14 protein-coding genes are annotated in these 16129 nt (G+C 65.6%); 1 reads left to right on the forward strand and 13 read right to left on the reverse strand.

Annotation, left to right across the window (positions count from 1 at the left end; genetic code table 11):
• Positions 1–23: 23 nt before the first annotated feature.
• The 11 genes from cysD to IB268_RS16245 form a co-directional block, all read right to left on the reverse strand.
• Positions 24–932 (reverse strand): sulfate adenylyltransferase subunit CysD, encoded by a 909-nt coding sequence (gene cysD / locus IB268_RS16195; protein ID WP_059379315.1) that lies wholly within the window; start codon positions 930–932, stop codon positions 24–26.
• A 41-nt stretch (positions 933–973) separates the two neighbouring features.
• Entirely contained in the window at positions 974–1717 is a 744-nt protein-coding gene (locus IB268_RS16200) for a phosphoadenylyl-sulfate reductase (protein WP_192354519.1), read from the reverse strand.
• Positions 1714–2778 (reverse strand): sulfate/molybdate ABC transporter ATP-binding protein, encoded by a 1065-nt coding sequence (locus tag IB268_RS16205; protein WP_054450941.1) that lies wholly within the window; start codon positions 2776–2778, stop codon positions 1714–1716. The genes IB268_RS16200 and IB268_RS16205 overlap by 4 nt, the downstream gene beginning before the upstream one ends.
• Positions 2779–2790: 12 nt before the next feature.
• A complete protein-coding gene (gene cysW / locus IB268_RS16210) occupies positions 2791–3690 on the reverse strand; it encodes a sulfate ABC transporter permease subunit CysW (RefSeq protein ID WP_054450940.1) in 900 nt (299 codons plus the stop codon).
• Positions 3687–4577, reverse strand: a complete 891-nt coding sequence (cysT, locus tag IB268_RS16215; RefSeq protein WP_054450938.1) for a sulfate ABC transporter permease subunit CysT — start codon at positions 4575–4577, stop codon at positions 3687–3689. The genes cysW and cysT overlap by 4 nt, the downstream gene beginning before the upstream one ends.
• A gap of 24 nt (positions 4578–4601) precedes the next feature.
• Complete coding sequence (locus IB268_RS16220; protein WP_225589316.1) at positions 4602–5582, reverse strand: sulfate ABC transporter substrate-binding protein; 981 nt, start codon at positions 5580–5582, stop codon at positions 4602–4604.
• Positions 5583–5853: 271 nt separating this feature from the next.
• A complete protein-coding gene (locus IB268_RS16225; RefSeq protein ID WP_042792543.1) occupies positions 5854–6495 on the reverse strand; it encodes a peroxiredoxin in 642 nt (213 codons plus the stop codon).
• Positions 6496–6643: 148 nt separating this feature from the next.
• On the reverse strand, positions 6644–8470 hold the full coding sequence (locus tag IB268_RS16230; protein ID WP_192354520.1) for an acyl-CoA dehydrogenase: 1827 nt from the start codon (positions 8468–8470) through the stop codon (positions 6644–6646).
• 10 nt (positions 8471–8480) lie between these two features.
• Positions 8481–9455 carry a tripartite tricarboxylate transporter substrate-binding protein gene (locus IB268_RS16235; protein ID WP_054450932.1) on the reverse strand — a complete coding sequence of 325 codons (975 nt, stop codon included), beginning with the start codon at positions 9453–9455 and terminating at the stop codon, positions 8481–8483.
• 65 nt (positions 9456–9520) lie between these two features.
• Complete coding sequence (locus IB268_RS16240) at positions 9521–10288, reverse strand: enoyl-CoA hydratase/isomerase family protein (RefSeq protein ID WP_192354521.1); 768 nt, start codon at positions 10286–10288, stop codon at positions 9521–9523.
• On the reverse strand, positions 10285–11490 hold the full coding sequence (locus IB268_RS16245; RefSeq protein WP_192354522.1) for a CaiB/BaiF CoA-transferase family protein: 1206 nt from the start codon (positions 11488–11490) through the stop codon (positions 10285–10287). The genes IB268_RS16240 and IB268_RS16245 overlap by 4 nt, the downstream gene beginning before the upstream one ends.
• Before the next feature lie 95 nt (positions 11491–11585).
• On the opposite strand from IB268_RS16245, the gene IB268_RS16250 reads away from it, so the two are divergent.
• Positions 11586–12521, forward strand: coding sequence for a LysR substrate-binding domain-containing protein (locus tag IB268_RS16250; RefSeq protein WP_054450925.1), 936 nt, complete (start codon positions 11586–11588; stop codon positions 12519–12521).
• Here IB268_RS16250 and aspT read toward each other — a convergent pair.
• Together aspT and IB268_RS16260 are read right to left on the reverse strand one after the other, a co-directional pair.
• Positions 12518–14218 (reverse strand): aspartate-alanine antiporter, encoded by a 1701-nt coding sequence (gene aspT, locus IB268_RS16255; protein WP_054450923.1) that lies wholly within the window; start codon positions 14216–14218, stop codon positions 12518–12520. The two genes, IB268_RS16250 and aspT, sit on opposite strands and share 4 nt — an antisense overlap.
• Positions 14219–14255: 37 nt before the next feature.
• Positions 14256–16076 carry a bifunctional aspartate transaminase/aspartate 4-decarboxylase gene (locus IB268_RS16260; protein WP_119450897.1) on the reverse strand — a complete coding sequence of 607 codons (1821 nt, stop codon included), beginning with the start codon at positions 16074–16076 and terminating at the stop codon, positions 14256–14258.
• Positions 16077–16129 lie beyond the last annotated feature (53 nt).

Below are 16129 nucleotides of genomic sequence, written 5' to 3' on the forward strand. Positions count from 1 at the left end.
GCTGATGCCGGCGTGTCAAGCGATCAGAAATAGCCTTCCTTCTTGCGGCGCTCCATCGAGGCCTCGGAAGTCTGGTCGTCCATGCGCGTGGCGCCGCGCTCGGTAATGTCGGTCACCGCTGTTTCGGCGATGATGGCCCGGGTGTCGGCGGCATCGGACGCCACCGGGCAGGTGCAGGAGATATCGCCCACGGTACGAAAGCGCACCTGCAGGCGTTCGACCTGTTCGCCATCCTGCGGCGGGGTCAGCCGCGTGACCGGCACCAGCAGGCCCTTGCGGCGCACGACCTCGCGCTGGTGGCTGTAGTAGATCGACGGCAGCGCCAACTGCTCGCGCTGGATGTACTGCCAGACGTCCAGCTCGGTCCAGTTCGAGATCGGGAACACGCGCATGTTCTCGCCGCGATGCACGCGGGTATTGAACAGGTTCCAGAGCTCCGGACGCTGCGCCTTCGGATCCCATTGGCCGAACTCGTCGCGGAACGAGAAGATGCGTTCCTTGGCGCGGGCCTTTTCCTCGTCGCGGCGCGCTCCGCCGATGCAGGCGTCAAAGCCGAATTCCTCGATCGCCTCCAGCAGCGTCACGGCCTGGGCGGCATTGCGCGAATCGGTCTCGCGGCGCAGCACCACGCTGCCGCGCGCGATCGAATCCTCGACGCTGCGCACGATCAGGGTCTCGCCCAGTTCTGCCGCGCGCGCATCGCGGAAGGCGATCACTTCGTCGAAGTTGTGGCCGGTGTCGATGTGCATCAGCGGGAACGGAAAGCGTCCCGGCCGGAATGCCTTCTCGGCCAGGCGCAGCAGCACCACGGAGTCCTTGCCGCCAGAGAACAGCAGCACGGGCTTCTCGCTTTCGGCGGCCACCTCGCGCAGGATGAATATTGCTTCCGATTCCAGCCAATCCAGGTGGCTGCGTTGGATCACTGCAGACATATGCACTTCCCCTAAAACAGATTTCGAATTCGTGGGCCGCATCAGTCGGCGCGCGCCGCGATGCTGATGACCCGGTTGCCCGCATGCAGGCCGCATTCCTTGGAGTCCGACGACTCCCACCACCAGCGCCCTGCCCTGAGGTCCTCGCCCGGACGGATGGCGCGGGTACAGGGTTCGCAACCAATGGACGGGTAGCCTTGGTCATGCAGCGGGTTGTACGGGATGCCCAGCGCGCGGATGGCGGACCAGACTTCCTCTTCGCTCCATTCGGCCAGCGGATTGAACTTGTAGAGGCCGAAGGTCTGGTCGTGTTCTTCCAGCGGCAGTTCGCCGCGGGTGGTGGATTGCGCGCGCCGCTGCCCGGTGATCCAGGCGCCGCGTCCGGCCAGCGCGCGCTTGAGCGGCTCGACCTTGCGGATCTGGCAACAGGCCTTGCGCAGCTCCACGCTTTCATAGAACGCATAGGCGCCGTGTACGGCGACGTGCTGCTCGACCGCGGTCGCTATCGGCCGGTACACGGAGACCTCGCGGCCGTAGCGTTCGCGCACGGCGTCCAGTACGCCCAGCGTTTCGGCGTGCAGCCGGCCCGTGTCCAGCGTAAAGACCTCCAGGTCCAGGCCGGCGCTGTAGATGGCGTGCGTCAGCAGCATGTCCTCGGCCGCCAGCGAGGACGCCAGCGCGGCGTCCGGGTAGCGCTGCTGCACGTCGGCCAGGCGTGCGCCCAGCTCGCGCCAGCGCGCGGCCAGGCCCGCCTCGAGTTCAGGCAAAAGATCGGTAGTGCTCATGATTGCGTCGCGAAAATGCGCGCCCGCCGCGGACGCGCCAACAGAATTTCGCCATCGCGCAGGCCCAACTCCCGGTACAGGGACTCGGGCACCTCGGCTTCGATGATGGCGTCGGAATCCTCGCTCGCCAGCTCCAGATAGGCACTGGGACCGGCAAGGAAGGCGTGTGCCAGGCGCACCGGAATGCCGTCAGCGCCGGCACGGTAGCGCTCGACTTCGAACTCGTGCGGCCGTACGTAGGCCGTGGCGCGCTGCGCTTCGGCCTGCGCCAGCTCTGGCGCGGGCAAGGACAGGCCGGCGCCGTTCCAGACGCCCCGCGTGGCAAAGCCCTGCAACTGGTTGACGTCGCCCAGGAAGCCGTAGACGAAGGGCGTGGCCGGTGCTTCCCAGACCTCGCGCGGCGTGCCGACTTGCTCGATGCGGCCCGAGTTCATCAGCACCACCCGGTCCGACACTTCCAGCGCTTCTTCCTGGTCATGGGTGACGAACACGCTGGCCACATTCAGCTCGTCGTGCAGGCGGCGCAGCCATCGCCGCAATTCCTTGCGCACCTTGGCGTCCAGCGCGCCGAAGGGCTCGTCCAGCAGCAGCACCCGCGGCTCCACCGCCAGCGCGCGCGCCAGCGCGATACGCTGACGCTGGCCGCCGGAGAGCTGCGCGGGATAGCGGTCGGCCAGCCAGTCCAGCTGCACCAGGCCCAGCAGGTCATGCACCTTGCGCTGGATCACGTCCTCCGAAGGACGCTGCGAGCGGTGCTTGACGCGCAGGCCGAAGGCCACGTTCTCGAACACCGTCATGTGCTTGAACAGCGCGTAGTGCTGGAACACGAAACCGACCTGGCGCTGGCGGACGTCCACCGCGGTAGCGTCTTCGCCCGCGAACAGCACGCTGCCGGAATCAGCCGACTCCAGCCCCGCGATGATGCGCAGCAGCGTGGTCTTGCCGCAGCCCGACGGGCCCAGCAGCGCGACCAGCTCTCCCGTCTCGATATGCAGCGAGACGTCGTTGAGCGCGCGGAACTGGCCGAAGCGCTTGGATAGATTGCGGACTTCGATACTCATGCTTGTCTCCTGTCAGGCCAGGGCCGGCTTGATGGCGGCCGGCTGGCCGGGATACTCGACCGGCAGGTCGGCGGCCTGCTGAAAGCGCGCGTTGCGCCACTCGACGACGTTCTTGGCCACCAGCGTCACCAGCGCCAGCAGGGCCAGCAACGACGCCACGGCGAACGCCGCGGAATACTGGTACTCGTTGTAGAGAATCTCGACGTGCAGGGTCATGGTGTTGGTCAGGCCGCGGATCTGCCCGGACACCACCGACACCGCGCCAAACTCGCCCATGGCCCGCGCGTTGCACAGGATGGCGCCGTACAGCAGGCCCCACTTGATGTTGGGCAGCGTGACGCGCCAGAAGATCTGCCAGCCGTTGGCGCCCAGGGTCAGCGCAGCCTGCTCTTCCTCGCTGCCCTGCGCCTGCATCAGGGGGATAAGCTCACGCGCCACGAACGGAAAGGTCACGAAGAGCGAGGCCAGCACGATGCCCGGCACCGCGTAGACGATCTTGATGTCATGTTCCTGCAGCCAGCCGCCGAACCAGCCCTGGGTGCCGAACAGCAGCACGAACACCAGGCCGGCCACCACCGGCGACACCGAGAACGGCAGGTCGATCAGGGTGATCAGGAACTGCTTGCCGCGGAACTGGAACTTGGTGATCGCCCAGGCCGCGGCCACGCCGAACACCAGGTTTACCGGCAGCGCGATGGCCGCCACCAGCAGCGTCAGTCGGATGGCGGACAGCGCGTCCGGCTCGACGATGGCGTCCAGGTACAGCTGCCAGCCCTTCTTGAAGGCTTCGGCGAATACCGCTGCCAGCGGCACCAGCAGGAACAGCGCCAGGAATCCCAGCGCGATGAAGAGCAGCACGCCGCGCACCCAGCGCGGCTCGGTCAGATGGGCGGGACGGTCCGCGGCGCTCATGCGAGCCTCCCGAGGTTGCGGCGGGCCTGCCAGCCCTGCAGCAGATTGATGACGAGCAACAGCGCGAAGGACAGCACCAGCATCACCGTGGCAATGGCGGCAGCGCCCGCGTAGTCGAATTCCTCGAGCTTGGCGATGATCAGTAGCGGCGTGATCTCGGACACCATCGGCATGTTGCCGGCAATGAACACCACCGAGCCGTACTCGCCCACCGCGCGTGCAAACGCCAGCGCGAAGCCCGTCATCAAGGCGGGCATGATGATGGGCAGCAGCACCCGGCGTATGGTCTGCCAGCGGTTGGCGCCCAGGCTGGCCGCGGCCTCCTCGATTTCGCGCTCCACGTCTTCCAGCACCGGCTGCACCGTGCGCACCACGAACGGCACGCCGATGAAGATCAACGCGATCACGATGCCCAAGGGCGTAAATGCCACCTTCCAGCCGAACCAGTCGGCCAGCGGTCCGCCCAGCCAGCCCTTCTGCGAATACAGCGAGGTCAGCGCGATGCCCGCCACCGCCGTGGGCAGCGCGAACGGCAGATCCACCAACGCATCCAGAATCTTCTTGCCCGGAAAGCGGTAGCGCACCAGCACCCAGGCCACCACCGTGCCGAACACCAGGTTCACCAGCGCCGCGATCAACGACGCGCCGAAGGTCAGCTTGTACGAGGCCAGCACCCGCGGCGCGGTCACCGCGTCCCAGAAGCCTTGCCAGCCCAGGCCCGCGCTCTTGATCGGCAAGGCCGCCAGCGGAATGAGCACGAGGATGCTGAGGTACAGCACCGCGTAGCCCATCGAGATGCCGAATCCGGGCAGCACGCCCGGGCTGTTGCGCCGAAAGGCAAAAGGCGCTTGCGCGCCGCTTGCCACCGGGTTCGAGGCTGTCGTCATGGCCGTCATCCGATCGTCAGATGCTTATTTCTTTTGCGGCAGGTAGATCTGGTCGAAGGTGCCGCCGTCGCTGAAGTGGTCCTTCTGCGCCTTGCGCCACCCGCCGAAGATCTTGTCGTCGATGGTCACGAGCTTGACCTTGGGAAACTTGCTTTCGTACTTGGCGGCCACGGTCTTGTCGATGGGCCGGTAGTAGTTCTTGGCAATGATTTCCTGCGCGGCGGGCGTGTAGAGGAATTCCAGATAGGCCTGCGCCGCGGCGCGGGTACCCTTCTTGTCCACGACCTTGTCGACCACGGCCACCGGCGGCTCGGCCAGGATGGACAGCGACGGCACCACGATGTCGAACTTGTCCGGACCCAGCTCTTCCAGCGCCAGGAAAGCCTCGTTTTCCCAGGCCAGCAGCACATCGCCCACGCCGCGCTCCACGAAGGTGGTGGTGGCGCCGCGCGCGCCAGTGTCCAGCACCGGCACGTGCTTGAGCAGGTCGCCCACGAAGGCGCGGGCCTTGTCCTCGCTGCCGCCGTTCTTCTCCAACGCATAGGCCCAGGCGGCCAGGTAATTCCAGCGCGCCCCGCCCGAGGTCTTGGGATTGGGCGTGATGACCTGCACGCCATCCTTGACCAGGTCGTCCCAGTCCTTGATCTGCTTGGGGTTGCCCTTGCGCACCAGGAACACGATGGTGGAGGTGTAGGGCGAGCTGTTCTGCGGCAGGCGGGCCTGCCAATCGGCAGGCAGCAGCCCACGGTCGGCAACCGCGTCGATGTCATAAGCCAGCGCCAGCGTCACCACGTCGGCTTCCAGGCCGTCGATGACGGAGCGCGCCTGGCGGCCCGAACCGCCGTGCGATTGGCGGATGGTCAGGTCGACGTTGGCCTTGTCCTTGTATTGCTTGATGAACGCATCATCGATGGCGCGATACAGCTCGCGGGTCGGGTCATATGAGACATTCAGGAGCGTCTGCTTCTGCTGTGCCTGCGCCGGCGCAATCGCGGCAAACGACATCGTCACTGCGGCCAAGGCGGCCAACCAACCGGCTTTCCTGAAAGACATCCCATGCTCCCTGTGTTCGGCAATGTGGGAGCAAGTGTGCTGGCTGGGCGTTCTGAACGGAACGAATCATTATTTGGTTGCTCATCGCTCGCAGGCATATAGGACCGGTGTCCCAGCAATGGGAATTTGCCCTGGCCCCATGCGCGCCCCAATGAAAAACCGCCGCCTCCCCAAGGGGCAGGCGGCGGTTGCTAACGGGGACCCGCCCCTTCGATTTCCGAATTTACTTATTCGGCTGAGGCGTAATGCGCAGATAGGGACGCACGGCCTTGTAGCCCTTCGGGAATTTCTGCTTGATCACGGCCTCGTCCTGCAAGGACGGAACAATGATCACATCGTCGCCGTCTTCCCAGTTCACCGGCGTGGCCACGCTGTGGCTGTCGGTCAGCTGCAGGGAGTCGATGACGCGCAGGATCTCGTTGAAGTTGCGGCCGGTGCTGGCCGGATACGTGATGGTCAGGCGCACCTTCTTGTTGGGGTCGATGATGAACACCGAGCGTACGGTCAGCGTGGCGTTGGCGTTCGGATGGATCATGTCGTAAAGCTCGGACACCTTGCGGTCCTTGTCGGCCAGGATCGGGAAGTTGACCTTGGTGGACTGCGTGTCGTTGATGTCCTCGATCCACTTGGTGTGCGAATCGGTGCCGTCCACGGACAGCGCCAGCACCTTCACGTTACGCTTGGCGAATTCGTCGGCCAGCTTGGCGGTGTAGCCCAGTTCAGTGGTGCAGACGGGCGTGAAATCGGCCGGGTGCGAGAAAAGAACACCCCAGCTGTTGCCCAGATACTCATGGAAGCGGATCGGCCCTGCCGAAGATTCCTGTTCGAAATCAGGGGCGGTGTCGCCCAGGCGTAGATGACTCATGGTGTCTCCAGTGTGCGGATGCAGGTTGGGGGCTGGCCGCCCGTCGCGGCGGGCAGCGCAGGAAAAGCGTTTCATGGCGCAGGTCAGCGTCTGTGAAACGATTCTTCCATCAAACCTGTAGCCGGGGAAATACGCAAGTCATATAACCTTATGCAATATTCAAGCTGGCGCCGCAGGCGTCCGCCACCGCCCCGGCCCGCACTGCGGCGGACAGGGCCAGCGCGCGCGGCAGGATGTGGGCGCCGTAGAACAATCCGGTCGCCAGCTTGGCCCCGTAGAACGGATCGGTGGAACCTGCCGCCAGATGCCGGCGGCAGGCCAGCACGGCCCGCGCCATCTGCCAGCCGCCGTGCACCACACCGGCCAGCATCAGATAGGGCACGCTGCTGGAATAGACCGCCCTGATATTGGTCGGCGACTGCTCCAGGATGAATGCCACGCCGGCCTCGTAGGCCTGGATGGCGCTGTCCAGGTTGTCGCGCAGCAGGCGCAGTCCTTCGCGATCGTCCGCCGACGCGCGCATCGCCTCGTTCTCGACTGCGCGCAGCGTCTCGCGCATCGCCGCGATCGCGGCATGGGCGGTGGCGCCGCCGTCGCGCTGCGTCTTGCGGCTGACCAGGTCATTGGCCTGGATCGCGGTCGTGCCTTCGTAGATGGGCAGGATGCGCGCGTCGCGGTAATACTGCGCGGCCCCGGTTTCCTCGATATAGCCCATGCCGCCGTGCACCTGCAGGCCCAGCGATGCGACCTCGACCGCGGTCTCGGTGGAGAATCCTTTGACGATGGGCACCATGTACTCATAGAAGGCCCGGTTGCGCGAGCGCTGCTCCGGATCCGGATGATGCGTGCCCTTGTCGTGCGCGGCCGCCGTCACGTAGGACACGGCGCGCGCCGCCTCGGTCAGCGCCTTCATGGTCATCAGCATGCGCTGCACGTCCGGATGGCGCACGATGGCCACGGGGCCGGCCGACCCTTCGACCGCGCGGCCCTGCACGCGCTCGCGCGCATAGGCCAGGGCATGCTGATAGGCGCGTTCGGACACGCCTATGCCCTGCTGCCCCACCGAATAGCGGGCGGCATTCATCATGATGAACATGTATTCCAGGCCGCGGTTCTGCTCGCCGACCAGATAGCCGATGGCGCCTTCGCCCACGTCGCCCTTGCCCGAACCGTACATGAGCACGGCGGTGGGACTGCCGTGGATGCCCAGCTTGTGCTCCAGCGACGCGCACCAGACGTCGTTGCGCTTGCCCAGGCTGCCGTCGGCCTGCACCAGGAACTTGGGCACGATGAAAAGCGAGATCCCCTTCACGCCGGCCGGCGCGTCCGGCGTGCGCGCCAGCACCAGATGGATGATGTTCTCGGCCAGATCGTGGTCGCCATAGGTGATGAAGATCTTCTGGCCCGTCAGCCGGTAGCTGCCGTCGTCCTGCTTCACCGCACGAGTCGCGACCTGCGCCAGGTCCGAGCCGGCCTGCGGTTCGGTCAGGTTCATCGTGCCGGTCCACTTGCCGCCGATCAGCTGCGGCACGTACTGCTTGCGTTGCGCGTCCGATCCGACCGTCAACAAGGCTTCGATCACGCCGTCCGTCAGCATGGGACACAGGGAAAACGCCAGGCTGGCCGCCTGGATGTTCTCGCCCGGCGCCGCCGCGACCAGCTTGGGCAGGCCCTGCCCGCCCCACTCCACCGGATGCTGCAAGCCCTGCCAGCCGCCCGCGGCGTAATCCTTGAAGCCCTGCCCGTAGCCCGGCGTGGTCGTGACCTGGCCATCCTTCCAGACCGGCGGCTGCGTATCGCCCGGCACGTTCAAAGGCGCCACGGCCTGCTCGACGAAGCGGCCGTTTTCTTCCAGGATGGCGTCCACCAGATCCGGCGTGACTTCTTCGAAGCCGGGCAGTTTCAGGACGTCATCGAGTCCTGCCAGCTCCTTCAAAGCGAAGCGGAAGTCCTGCAGCGGGGTTACGTAGGGCATGGGGTCTCCATCAATTGGCCGTTTCCTGACTCTCTTTGGCCAATCTTAAACCCTTGCTTCCTTCCTTGCGGGCATACTCCCCGAACGCGGCCAAGGACGCGGACGGCGTCACTTCCTCGTATCCGGCCGCCATGCCCTGCTGCACATCGGCCAGCGCCAGCACATCGTTGCTGGCCTTGAACAGCGTGTCCAGCACCTGCGGCGGCGTGCCCTTGGGAGCAAAGATTCCCCACCAGTTGGACACGTCATAGCCGGGCACGGTCTGCGCGATGGTCGGATAGGGCAACAGGCGCGAGGGCTGGCCAGACGTGACCGCCAGGGCCACCACCTTGCCCGTATCGATCACCGACTTGGCCGAAGGCGCCGTGGCGAACGAGATATCGGTGTCGCCCGCCGCCACGGACTGCGCCGCCGCGGCGCCCCCTTTGAAGGGAATGTGCATCAGCTTCACGTTGGCAAGCGTCATGAACTCGACCGCGGCCAGATGCGTGATGACCCCGTTGCCGGACGAGGCGACATTGATGGACCCCGGCTTGCTCCTGGCCCGGTCTATCAGGTCCTGCACGCTTTTCAGCCCCAGCTTTGCATTCGCGATCAGGACCATGGGGCCGGTCGTGAGCTGGGCCACGGGCACGAAGTTGTCCGGCGTGTAATCCACCTTGTACAAGGCGCTGTCGCTGCCCATGACGCTGGAATTCCCCAGGTACAGCGTGTAGCCGTCGGCGGCGGCGCGCGCGGCCAGGCTGGCGCCGATCGTGGAACCGGCGCCAGGGCGGTTTTCCACGACCACCGGCTGCTTCAATTGCCTGGCCAGCGCATTCGCATAGACCCGCCCCACTTGATCCGCCCCGCCGCCGGGCGGGAACCCGATCACCAAGGTCAGGGGTTTGGAGGGATAAGGATCGGCGGCATGCGCGGCACCGGACATCGCGGACAAGGCGATGGCGGCAAGCAAGGCGCCATGGACGGCAATAGCAGGTTTCATCAGGGTCTCCTTTGATGGAATCGGAGCCGCTTGTGGCGCGGCTCTCTGGTCATGCGCCGGCCGCGTCAGCGGCCGGTGAAATCCGGCGCGCGCTTCTCCTTCCACGCCCGCGCGCCCTCGGCCAGGTCGCGGGACTGCTCGGAACGCAGCACCGCCTGCTCGATTGCGGCCAGATCGAGCTCGCCCCGCGCGATGCGGTTCAGATGCGCTTTCACGCCGAGCAGCGGAATCGGAGCCATTGCCGCAATCTGCGCGCTCAAGGCGTCCAGCCGGGCCGATAGCATTTCTTGCGGCACCAGCTCCGTCAGGAATCCGATGCGCAGCATTTCGTCGGCCTGGATTTTTTCCGCCGTCAGGAACAGGCGCTTGGCCTGGTCCAGGCCCAGGCGCGTCACATAGCGCGACATGCCGCCCGCGTAGAAGTGCAGGCCCAGGCGCGTGGCCGGCATGAACATGTCGGACTGCGGCGTGCCGATGCGGAAATCGCAAGCCAGGCACAGGTCCGTGCCGCCGCCATAGGCCCCGCCCTGCACCGCCGCGATGGTCACTGGCCGCGCCGCCTCGATCAGGTCCATGGTCTGGCCAAAATAAAGAGAGCTGGGCGCGCTGTCGGACGCCAGGGACGAAATGTCATACCCGCTGCAAAAATACTTGCCGTCGGATTGAAAGCGCAGCACCCGCACGGCGTCGTCCGCGTTGACCCTGTCCAGATGCTCTCTGAGGACCGCCAGGTCCTGCGGCCCGAGCCGGTTGGCATGGCCGGGCCTGCGCAGCCGGATGGTCGCCACGTGGCCGTCGACGGCAAGGCTGGGCGTATCGGCGGGACCCGTCATGTGCACGTCTCCGCCTGATGCGCCACGCCCTCGGCCAGCAGCCGGTCGATCTCGGCATCTGCCATCCCGTAACGGGCGAATACCTCGCGCGTGTGCTGGCCGAACACGGGCGGAGCGCGGCGGCTCGGCGCCTGCGCGCCGCTCAGGCCCAGGGGCAGGTCCACCTGCCGCAATTCGCCCAACACCGGATGCGTCAACGAGCGGACCACTCCGCAAGCCTGCACCTGCGCGTCGGCGAACACATCCTCCAGGGTATTGATGGGCCCTGCGGGAATGCCGCCCTCGATCATCAGCGCGGTCCATTCCATGCGCGTCTTGCGCTTGAGCCCCGCCTCCAGCTCCTGCTTCAACGCATAGCGGTGCTGCATGCGTTCGGCATTCGTGAGGAACCGCTCGTCGGACACCAGATGGGACAGTCCGAGAATGCCGCAAAGCCTGACCCACATCGCCTGGGTCGCGGGCGCCAGGTTGAGCGGCCCATCCGCGGTCTCGAAGGTGCCGTAGGGCGCGATGACCGGATGCACGTTGCCGCAGGGTTCCGGGATCTCTCCCTTGCTGAGATAGCGCTGGCCCTGCACGCTGAGCAACGCCATGAGGCCCGCCAGCAGCGAGGTTTCGACATGCTGCCCGCGGCCGGTCGAGGCACGCTGCGCGACGGCGGACAGTATTCCTATCGTCAGCCACATGCCGGCGCTCAAGTCGCCCACGGCCACGCCCACCCGCATCGGCCCCGATTCCGGCGTGCCGGTCAGGCTCATGAAGCCCGAATAGCCTTGCGCGACCTGATCGAATCCGGCCCAGTCCCGCGCCGGCCCCTTGCTGCCGAAGCCGGAAATCGACGCCATGATCAAGCCCGGATGCTCTTGCGCCAGCGCCTCGTATCCCAGGCCCATCGCCTCCATCGTTCCGACCTTGAAGTTCTCGACCACGATGTCGGAAGCCAGGGCCATCTTGCGCAGCAGCGCGATCCCTTCCGGCTTGCGGAAGTCCACGCCTATGCCTTGCTTGCTGCGATTGGCACTAAGATAATAAACACTTATGTCATCATCGAAGGGGCCCCACTGCCGCGCCATCTCGCCGGCGGGCATGGGTTCCACCTTGACGACCTCGGCGCCCAGGTCTCCCAGAATCATTGTGCAGAAAGGCCCGGAAAGGGCCCGAGTCAGATCCAGCACTTTCAGCCCTGCCAATGGCAGACTCATGTTCGTCCTCCCGTGATGCGAAGCCCATTCTAGGCAGCGCTTCACAGGTCCCGAAAATACTGTTTTCCGATCCATTCATAAGATTTTCTTATCCAATGAATCTGCGTCAGCTCAAGTACTTCGTCCGGGTGGTTGAAATGCGCAACATGACCCGGGCCGCCGAAAGTCTGCATGTGGCGCAACCCGCGCTGAGTCAGCAGATGGCGCTGCTGGAGGAAAGCCTGGGCGTCGCACTGCTGGTGCGCGGGGTCAAAGGCGCCCAGCCCACCGCGGAAGGCCTGTTGCTGTACCGGCACGCGCAAACCATCCTGCGTCAGGTCGACAGCACTCGCAGCCTGCTGTCCAAGACCGGGGACCAGGTCACCGGCACGGTGTCGATAGGACTGGCCTCCAGCACCGCGCGCATGCTGGCGTTGCCGCTGATGCGCCGGGCCAAGGCGGAGCTGCCTTCGGTGGTGTTGGAAATCGTCGATGTGCCCAGCGCGGACCTGACCAAGCTGGTGCTGCAGGGACGCATCGATTTTTCCTTGTCGCCGGACCAGCAACCCATGCAGGGACTGCTGCGCACGCCACTGCTGCGCGAGAGCCTGTTCCTGCTGGCTCACGCCAGCGTCGCGCTGCCGCGCCGCACGCTGGCCATCGCGGACTTCGCCGCCTTGCCCCTGGTTCTGCCCAGCCTGCCCAACACGCTGCGCGCACGCCTGGACCATGCCTTCCTGACCGCCGGCCTGACCTGCAATCTGTTTGCCGAAGCCAGCACCTCGGCCATCCTCGTCCCCGCGGTGCGCAGCGGCATGGCCGCCACGATCCTGCCCTGCTCGGCCGCGCAGCCCGAAATCGCGGAAGGGTCGATCGTGGCGCATGCCCTGGACGACACGCTGTCGCGCGAACTGGTGCTATGCGCCAGCGAGAGCCTGCCCCCCACGCCGGCGGTGAGCCAGATCATGGCCTTGTGCAAGGACGAAATAAAACGCCTGATCGACGATCAGGCGTGGCAGGGATGCGCGCTGCTGAAGCAGAGCCCGCGCTAACCCAGATGGTGCGCCAGCGACACGATGATCGGCCCCAGCACTGGCAGCAGCACGTTGGCGATGGCGTAGGTCACCGTGTAGCCCAGTAGCGGCACGGAACTGCCGCTGGAGGTCAGGATGGCGCTGATGGCCGGCGTGCTGACATGCTGGCCAGCGATGGCGCCGACCAGCAAGGGACCTTCGATCTTCAGGATCTTGTGTCCCACCCACAGCGACAGGCAGGCAGGCCCCAGCGACACCAGCAGGCCGATGAGCGGCAATACCGCGCCGTGCTCGCGGATCAGCGCGATGGCTTCCGGCCCCGCCGACAAGCCCACGCAGGCCACGAACACAGCCAGGCCCAGATCCTTCAGCAACTGCACGGCATGGTCCGGCATGTGGCCTATCGAGGGCCGTTTGGCGTTGATCCAGCCGCAGACCAGACCGCTGACCAGCGCGCCCCCGCCACTGCCCAGCGATACGGGGATGCCCCACATCCGCGCGCTCAGGCTGCCGATCAACAAGCCGGCCAGGATGCCGAACGCCAGGAACACCAGGTCGGTCACGCCGCTGCGCCGCAGCTCGTTGCCCAGCGCCGCGCCGGCCTGGGAGAGTTCGGGCTCGGCGCCGACCAGCGTAACCAGGTCGCCGTACTGCACCACGGTGGCTGGCGTGATCGGCAAGGAATGGCCCGAGCGCACGATGGACTGCAGGAACACGCCACGTGCGCGTTGGGCGTTGGGCCGCTTCGCCAGTTCACCGACGGTATGGCCATTGACGGCCTTCTTGTTGACGATGACGGCCAGCTCGCTCAGCTGCAAGTCGTCGGCATGCGCCTCCGGCAGCTGGATTTCGGGTCCGATGACGGAACCCGCGCGCAGCGCGAAGCGCCGCAAGCCCAGCACCACCACGATGTCGCCCGTGGCCAGCATGTCGCCGGGCGTGGCGTCCACCGCCTCGCCATTGCGCAGGATGCGGCTGATGACGGTGCGTCCGCCCAGCGCGGCTTCCACTTCAGCCACGCTTTTGCCATCCGCGTCCTTGACCACGTGCGAGCGTCCCACCAGCCGCGGCAAGGTGGGCATGTTCGCGTCCTCGCCCTCTCCGGCCGCCACGCCGAGCTTTTCCTCCAATGCCTTGGAAGCCTCGCGCAGATTCATGCGCAACAGCGCTGGCGCTACCTGGCTGGTGAAGAACACGATGCTGATCAGGCCAACCAGATAGGTCAGCGTGTAGGCCGTGGCGATGTTGGCTTCCATGCGCTGGACCTCGGCATCCGCCAGGCCCAGATGCTTGAGCGCCTCTGCCGCCGTGCCTACCACGGCCGATTCGGTGGCCGCGCCGGCCGCGAGGCCCGCCGCCGTCCCAGCGTCCAGGCCGAACAGCGGCACCGCGGCCAGCACGATGGTCAGCACCAGCAATGCTTCGATGATAGGCAGCGCGATGTAGCGCAAGCTGGAGCGGTTCAGGTTGGCAAAGAACTGCGGCCCGCCCGAGTACCCCATCGCGAATATGAACAGGGCGAAGGCGACTTCCTTGAGGTCGCCGCGCATCTGGCAACCCGTCTGGCCGATCAGCAGGGCGACGATGAGTGTTCCGCACACGCCGCCTAGCTGGATCGGTCCGACTTTCAGCTTGCCGATCAGGTATCCCAAGCCCACCGTCACAAACAGCACCGCGATGGGAACGCTATTGAAAAACCCGACCGTACAAGTCATGTCGTCATGTCGCCCTGGAGGTTGCTGCCCGGCCCGCCTACTTGCGCGCCACGGCCTTCTTGGCGGACTTCGCCGCCGTGTCGGCCTTCTTCACTGCCTTCTTGACCGCTTTCTTGGCTGCCGCGGTCTTGCCCGCCTTGCGCTTGGCCGCGGGCGCCTTCGTGGTCTGGCCCTTGCCGGCCGTCGGGCCCGAACGCACCAGTTCGCCGGCCTTCCACGCCTCGACGTACTCGGTGGCGGCTTCGACCATATGCTTGCCGATCTTGGCGTAGTCGCCGTCGTCCAGGTTCGCCAGCGACACGCGGATCGACCACGGCGGACCGCCGAAGCCGCCGCCGTCCATCAGCACCACGCCGGATTTCTCGGCCAGGCGGAACAGGAAGTCGACCGGCTCGTAGTTGGCCATCATGTACTTGCAGAACGCATCGCCGTACGTGATCTTGGCCCAGACCATGAAATCCAGCTCGACGTAGTACCAGGCGCGCATCGGATCTTCGGGCGGCATGGGTATGCCCAGGCCGCGCCACAAGGCATCGCGGCGCGCGCGCACGATCTTCATCGTCAGGTGCTTGTAGGAGTCCTTCAGGTCCATCAGGTGCGACAGCGCGAAGAATCCCATCTGCACCTGCTGCGGCAAGGACAGGCCCGCGGTGTGGTTCAGCGCGACGTTGCGGCTGTCGGCCACCAGCCGGTCGATGAACTTGAGCTTTTCGGGCTCCATCGTCATGGCGCCATAGCGCTTGTTCAGGCGCTGTTTCCAGGATGCAGGCAATTCGGCGATGCGGCGGTCCATGGTGTTCTTTTCATGGGTCGCAATCACGCCCAGGCGCCATCCCGTGCAGCCGAAGTTCTTCGAGAACGAGTACACGCAGATGGTGTTGTGCGGCACTTCCGCCATCAGCGAGCGGAAGTTCGGCACGAAGGTGCCATAGACATCGTCCGTCACCAGCACCAGGTCCGGATTCTTGCGGATCAGGCGCACGATCTGCTTCATCTCGACCGGGCTGAACGCCACCGACGGCGGGTTGCTGGGGTTGACCGTGACCGCCAGCTTGATCTTGGGATTCTCCAGCTTGGCGATTTCGGACGCCGGATAGTGCCAGTCGTGCGTGCCGTCGGCCCGCAGGCTGCTGGCGTTGATCGGCACGATCTTGAACTGGAAGCGCTCCAGATGCGAGATCTCGATATAGGGCGTGAAGGTCGGCAGGAACAGCGCGATGGTATCGCCCTGCTTGAGCAGGCCGTTCTGCATCAGCGAATCGAAGATGTAGCACATGGCCGCAGTGCCGCCTTCGACCGGGAACAGGTCGAACTTGCCCTTGGGCGGACGGCCGTCGCACATTTCCTTGATCAGGTAATCGTGCACGATCTGTTCAAGATGGACCAGCGCGCGCGGCGGCACGGGATAGTTGTCGCCGATGATGCTGTCCGTCAGTTCATGGACCCACGCGTCGGGGTCGAAGCCCTTGACCTTGACGCCGTACTCCAGCACGCCGACCAGGAAATCGTAGCCGTCCATGCCTTTGTGCTTGGCCAGGAACTTGCGCATCCGGTCGGCGCAGCCCTTCTTGGCCGGCATGCCCGCCAGGATGGACTCGTCGCGCACGCGGCGCGCTTCCTTCATCGCGAACTGGCCCATCAGGAAGAAGGCGTCGCGCGGTTCGGTGGCGATCCAGTTAGGGTTGCCGCGGCCCGCGTTCAGCATGGTGATGGCGGCGGTGTGCTGGTTGTCCTTGGCCAGCGTGATCAGGTAGTCCTTGAGTTCAAACGGAGAAAGCTGCTCCAGGTCGCGTTGGCGCGAACGGGTGGTTTTCAAGGCCGAAGCCAGGCTGACGGTAAGAGGCGCGGTGGAAGCCATTGTTCAGTACTCCTGGTTTGCATGGTGACAGGCGCTGAGCGTCGCCGGCCGCG

Origin of the sequence: Achromobacter sp. ACM01 (assembly GCF_014851745.1) — a bacterium.
Lineage (GTDB): Bacteria > Pseudomonadota > Gammaproteobacteria > Burkholderiales > Burkholderiaceae_B > Achromobacter > Achromobacter aegrifaciens.

What these genes read in the sequence shown, in the direction of transcription:
- cysD (WP_059379315.1), bottom strand. Translation starts at nt 932, where the DNA reads ATGTCTGCAGTGATCCAACGCAGCCACCTGGATTGGCTGGAATCGGAA.
- IB268_RS16200 (WP_192354519.1), bottom strand. Translation starts at nt 1,717, where the DNA reads ATGAGCACTACCGATCTTTTGCCTGAACTCGAGGCGGGCCTGGCCGCG.
- IB268_RS16205 (WP_054450941.1), bottom strand. Translation starts at nt 2,778, where the DNA reads ATGAGTATCGAAGTCCGCAATCTATCCAAGCGCTTCGGCCAGTTCCGC.
- cysW (WP_054450940.1), bottom strand. Translation starts at nt 3,690, where the DNA reads ATGAGCGCCGCGGACCGTCCCGCCCATCTGACCGAGCCGCGCTGGGTG.
- cysT (WP_054450938.1), bottom strand. Translation starts at nt 4,577, where the DNA reads ATGACGACAGCCTCGAACCCGGTGGCAAGCGGCGCGCAAGCGCCTTTT.
- IB268_RS16220 (WP_225589316.1), bottom strand. Translation starts at nt 5,582, where the DNA reads ATGTCGTTTGCCGCGATTGCGCCGGCGCAGGCACAGCAGAAGCAGACG.
- IB268_RS16225 (WP_042792543.1), bottom strand. Translation starts at nt 6,495, where the DNA reads ATGAGTCATCTACGCCTGGGCGACACCGCCCCTGATTTCGAACAGGAA.
- IB268_RS16230 (WP_192354520.1), bottom strand. Translation starts at nt 8,470, where the DNA reads ATGCCCTACGTAACCCCGCTGCAGGACTTCCGCTTCGCTTTGAAGGAG.
- IB268_RS16235 (WP_054450932.1), bottom strand. Translation starts at nt 9,455, where the DNA reads ATGAAACCTGCTATTGCCGTCCATGGCGCCTTGCTTGCCGCCATCGCC.
- IB268_RS16240 (WP_192354521.1), bottom strand. Translation starts at nt 10,288, where the DNA reads ATGACGGGTCCCGCCGATACGCCCAGCCTTGCCGTCGACGGCCACGTG.
- IB268_RS16245 (WP_192354522.1), bottom strand. Translation starts at nt 11,490, where the DNA reads ATGAGTCTGCCATTGGCAGGGCTGAAAGTGCTGGATCTGACTCGGGCC.
- IB268_RS16250 (WP_054450925.1), top strand. Translation starts at nt 11,586, where the DNA reads ATGAATCTGCGTCAGCTCAAGTACTTCGTCCGGGTGGTTGAAATGCGC.
- aspT (WP_054450923.1), bottom strand. Translation starts at nt 14,218, where the DNA reads ATGACTTGTACGGTCGGGTTTTTCAATAGCGTTCCCATCGCGGTGCTG.
- IB268_RS16260 (WP_119450897.1), bottom strand. Translation starts at nt 16,076, where the DNA reads ATGGCTTCCACCGCGCCTCTTACCGTCAGCCTGGCTTCGGCCTTGAAA.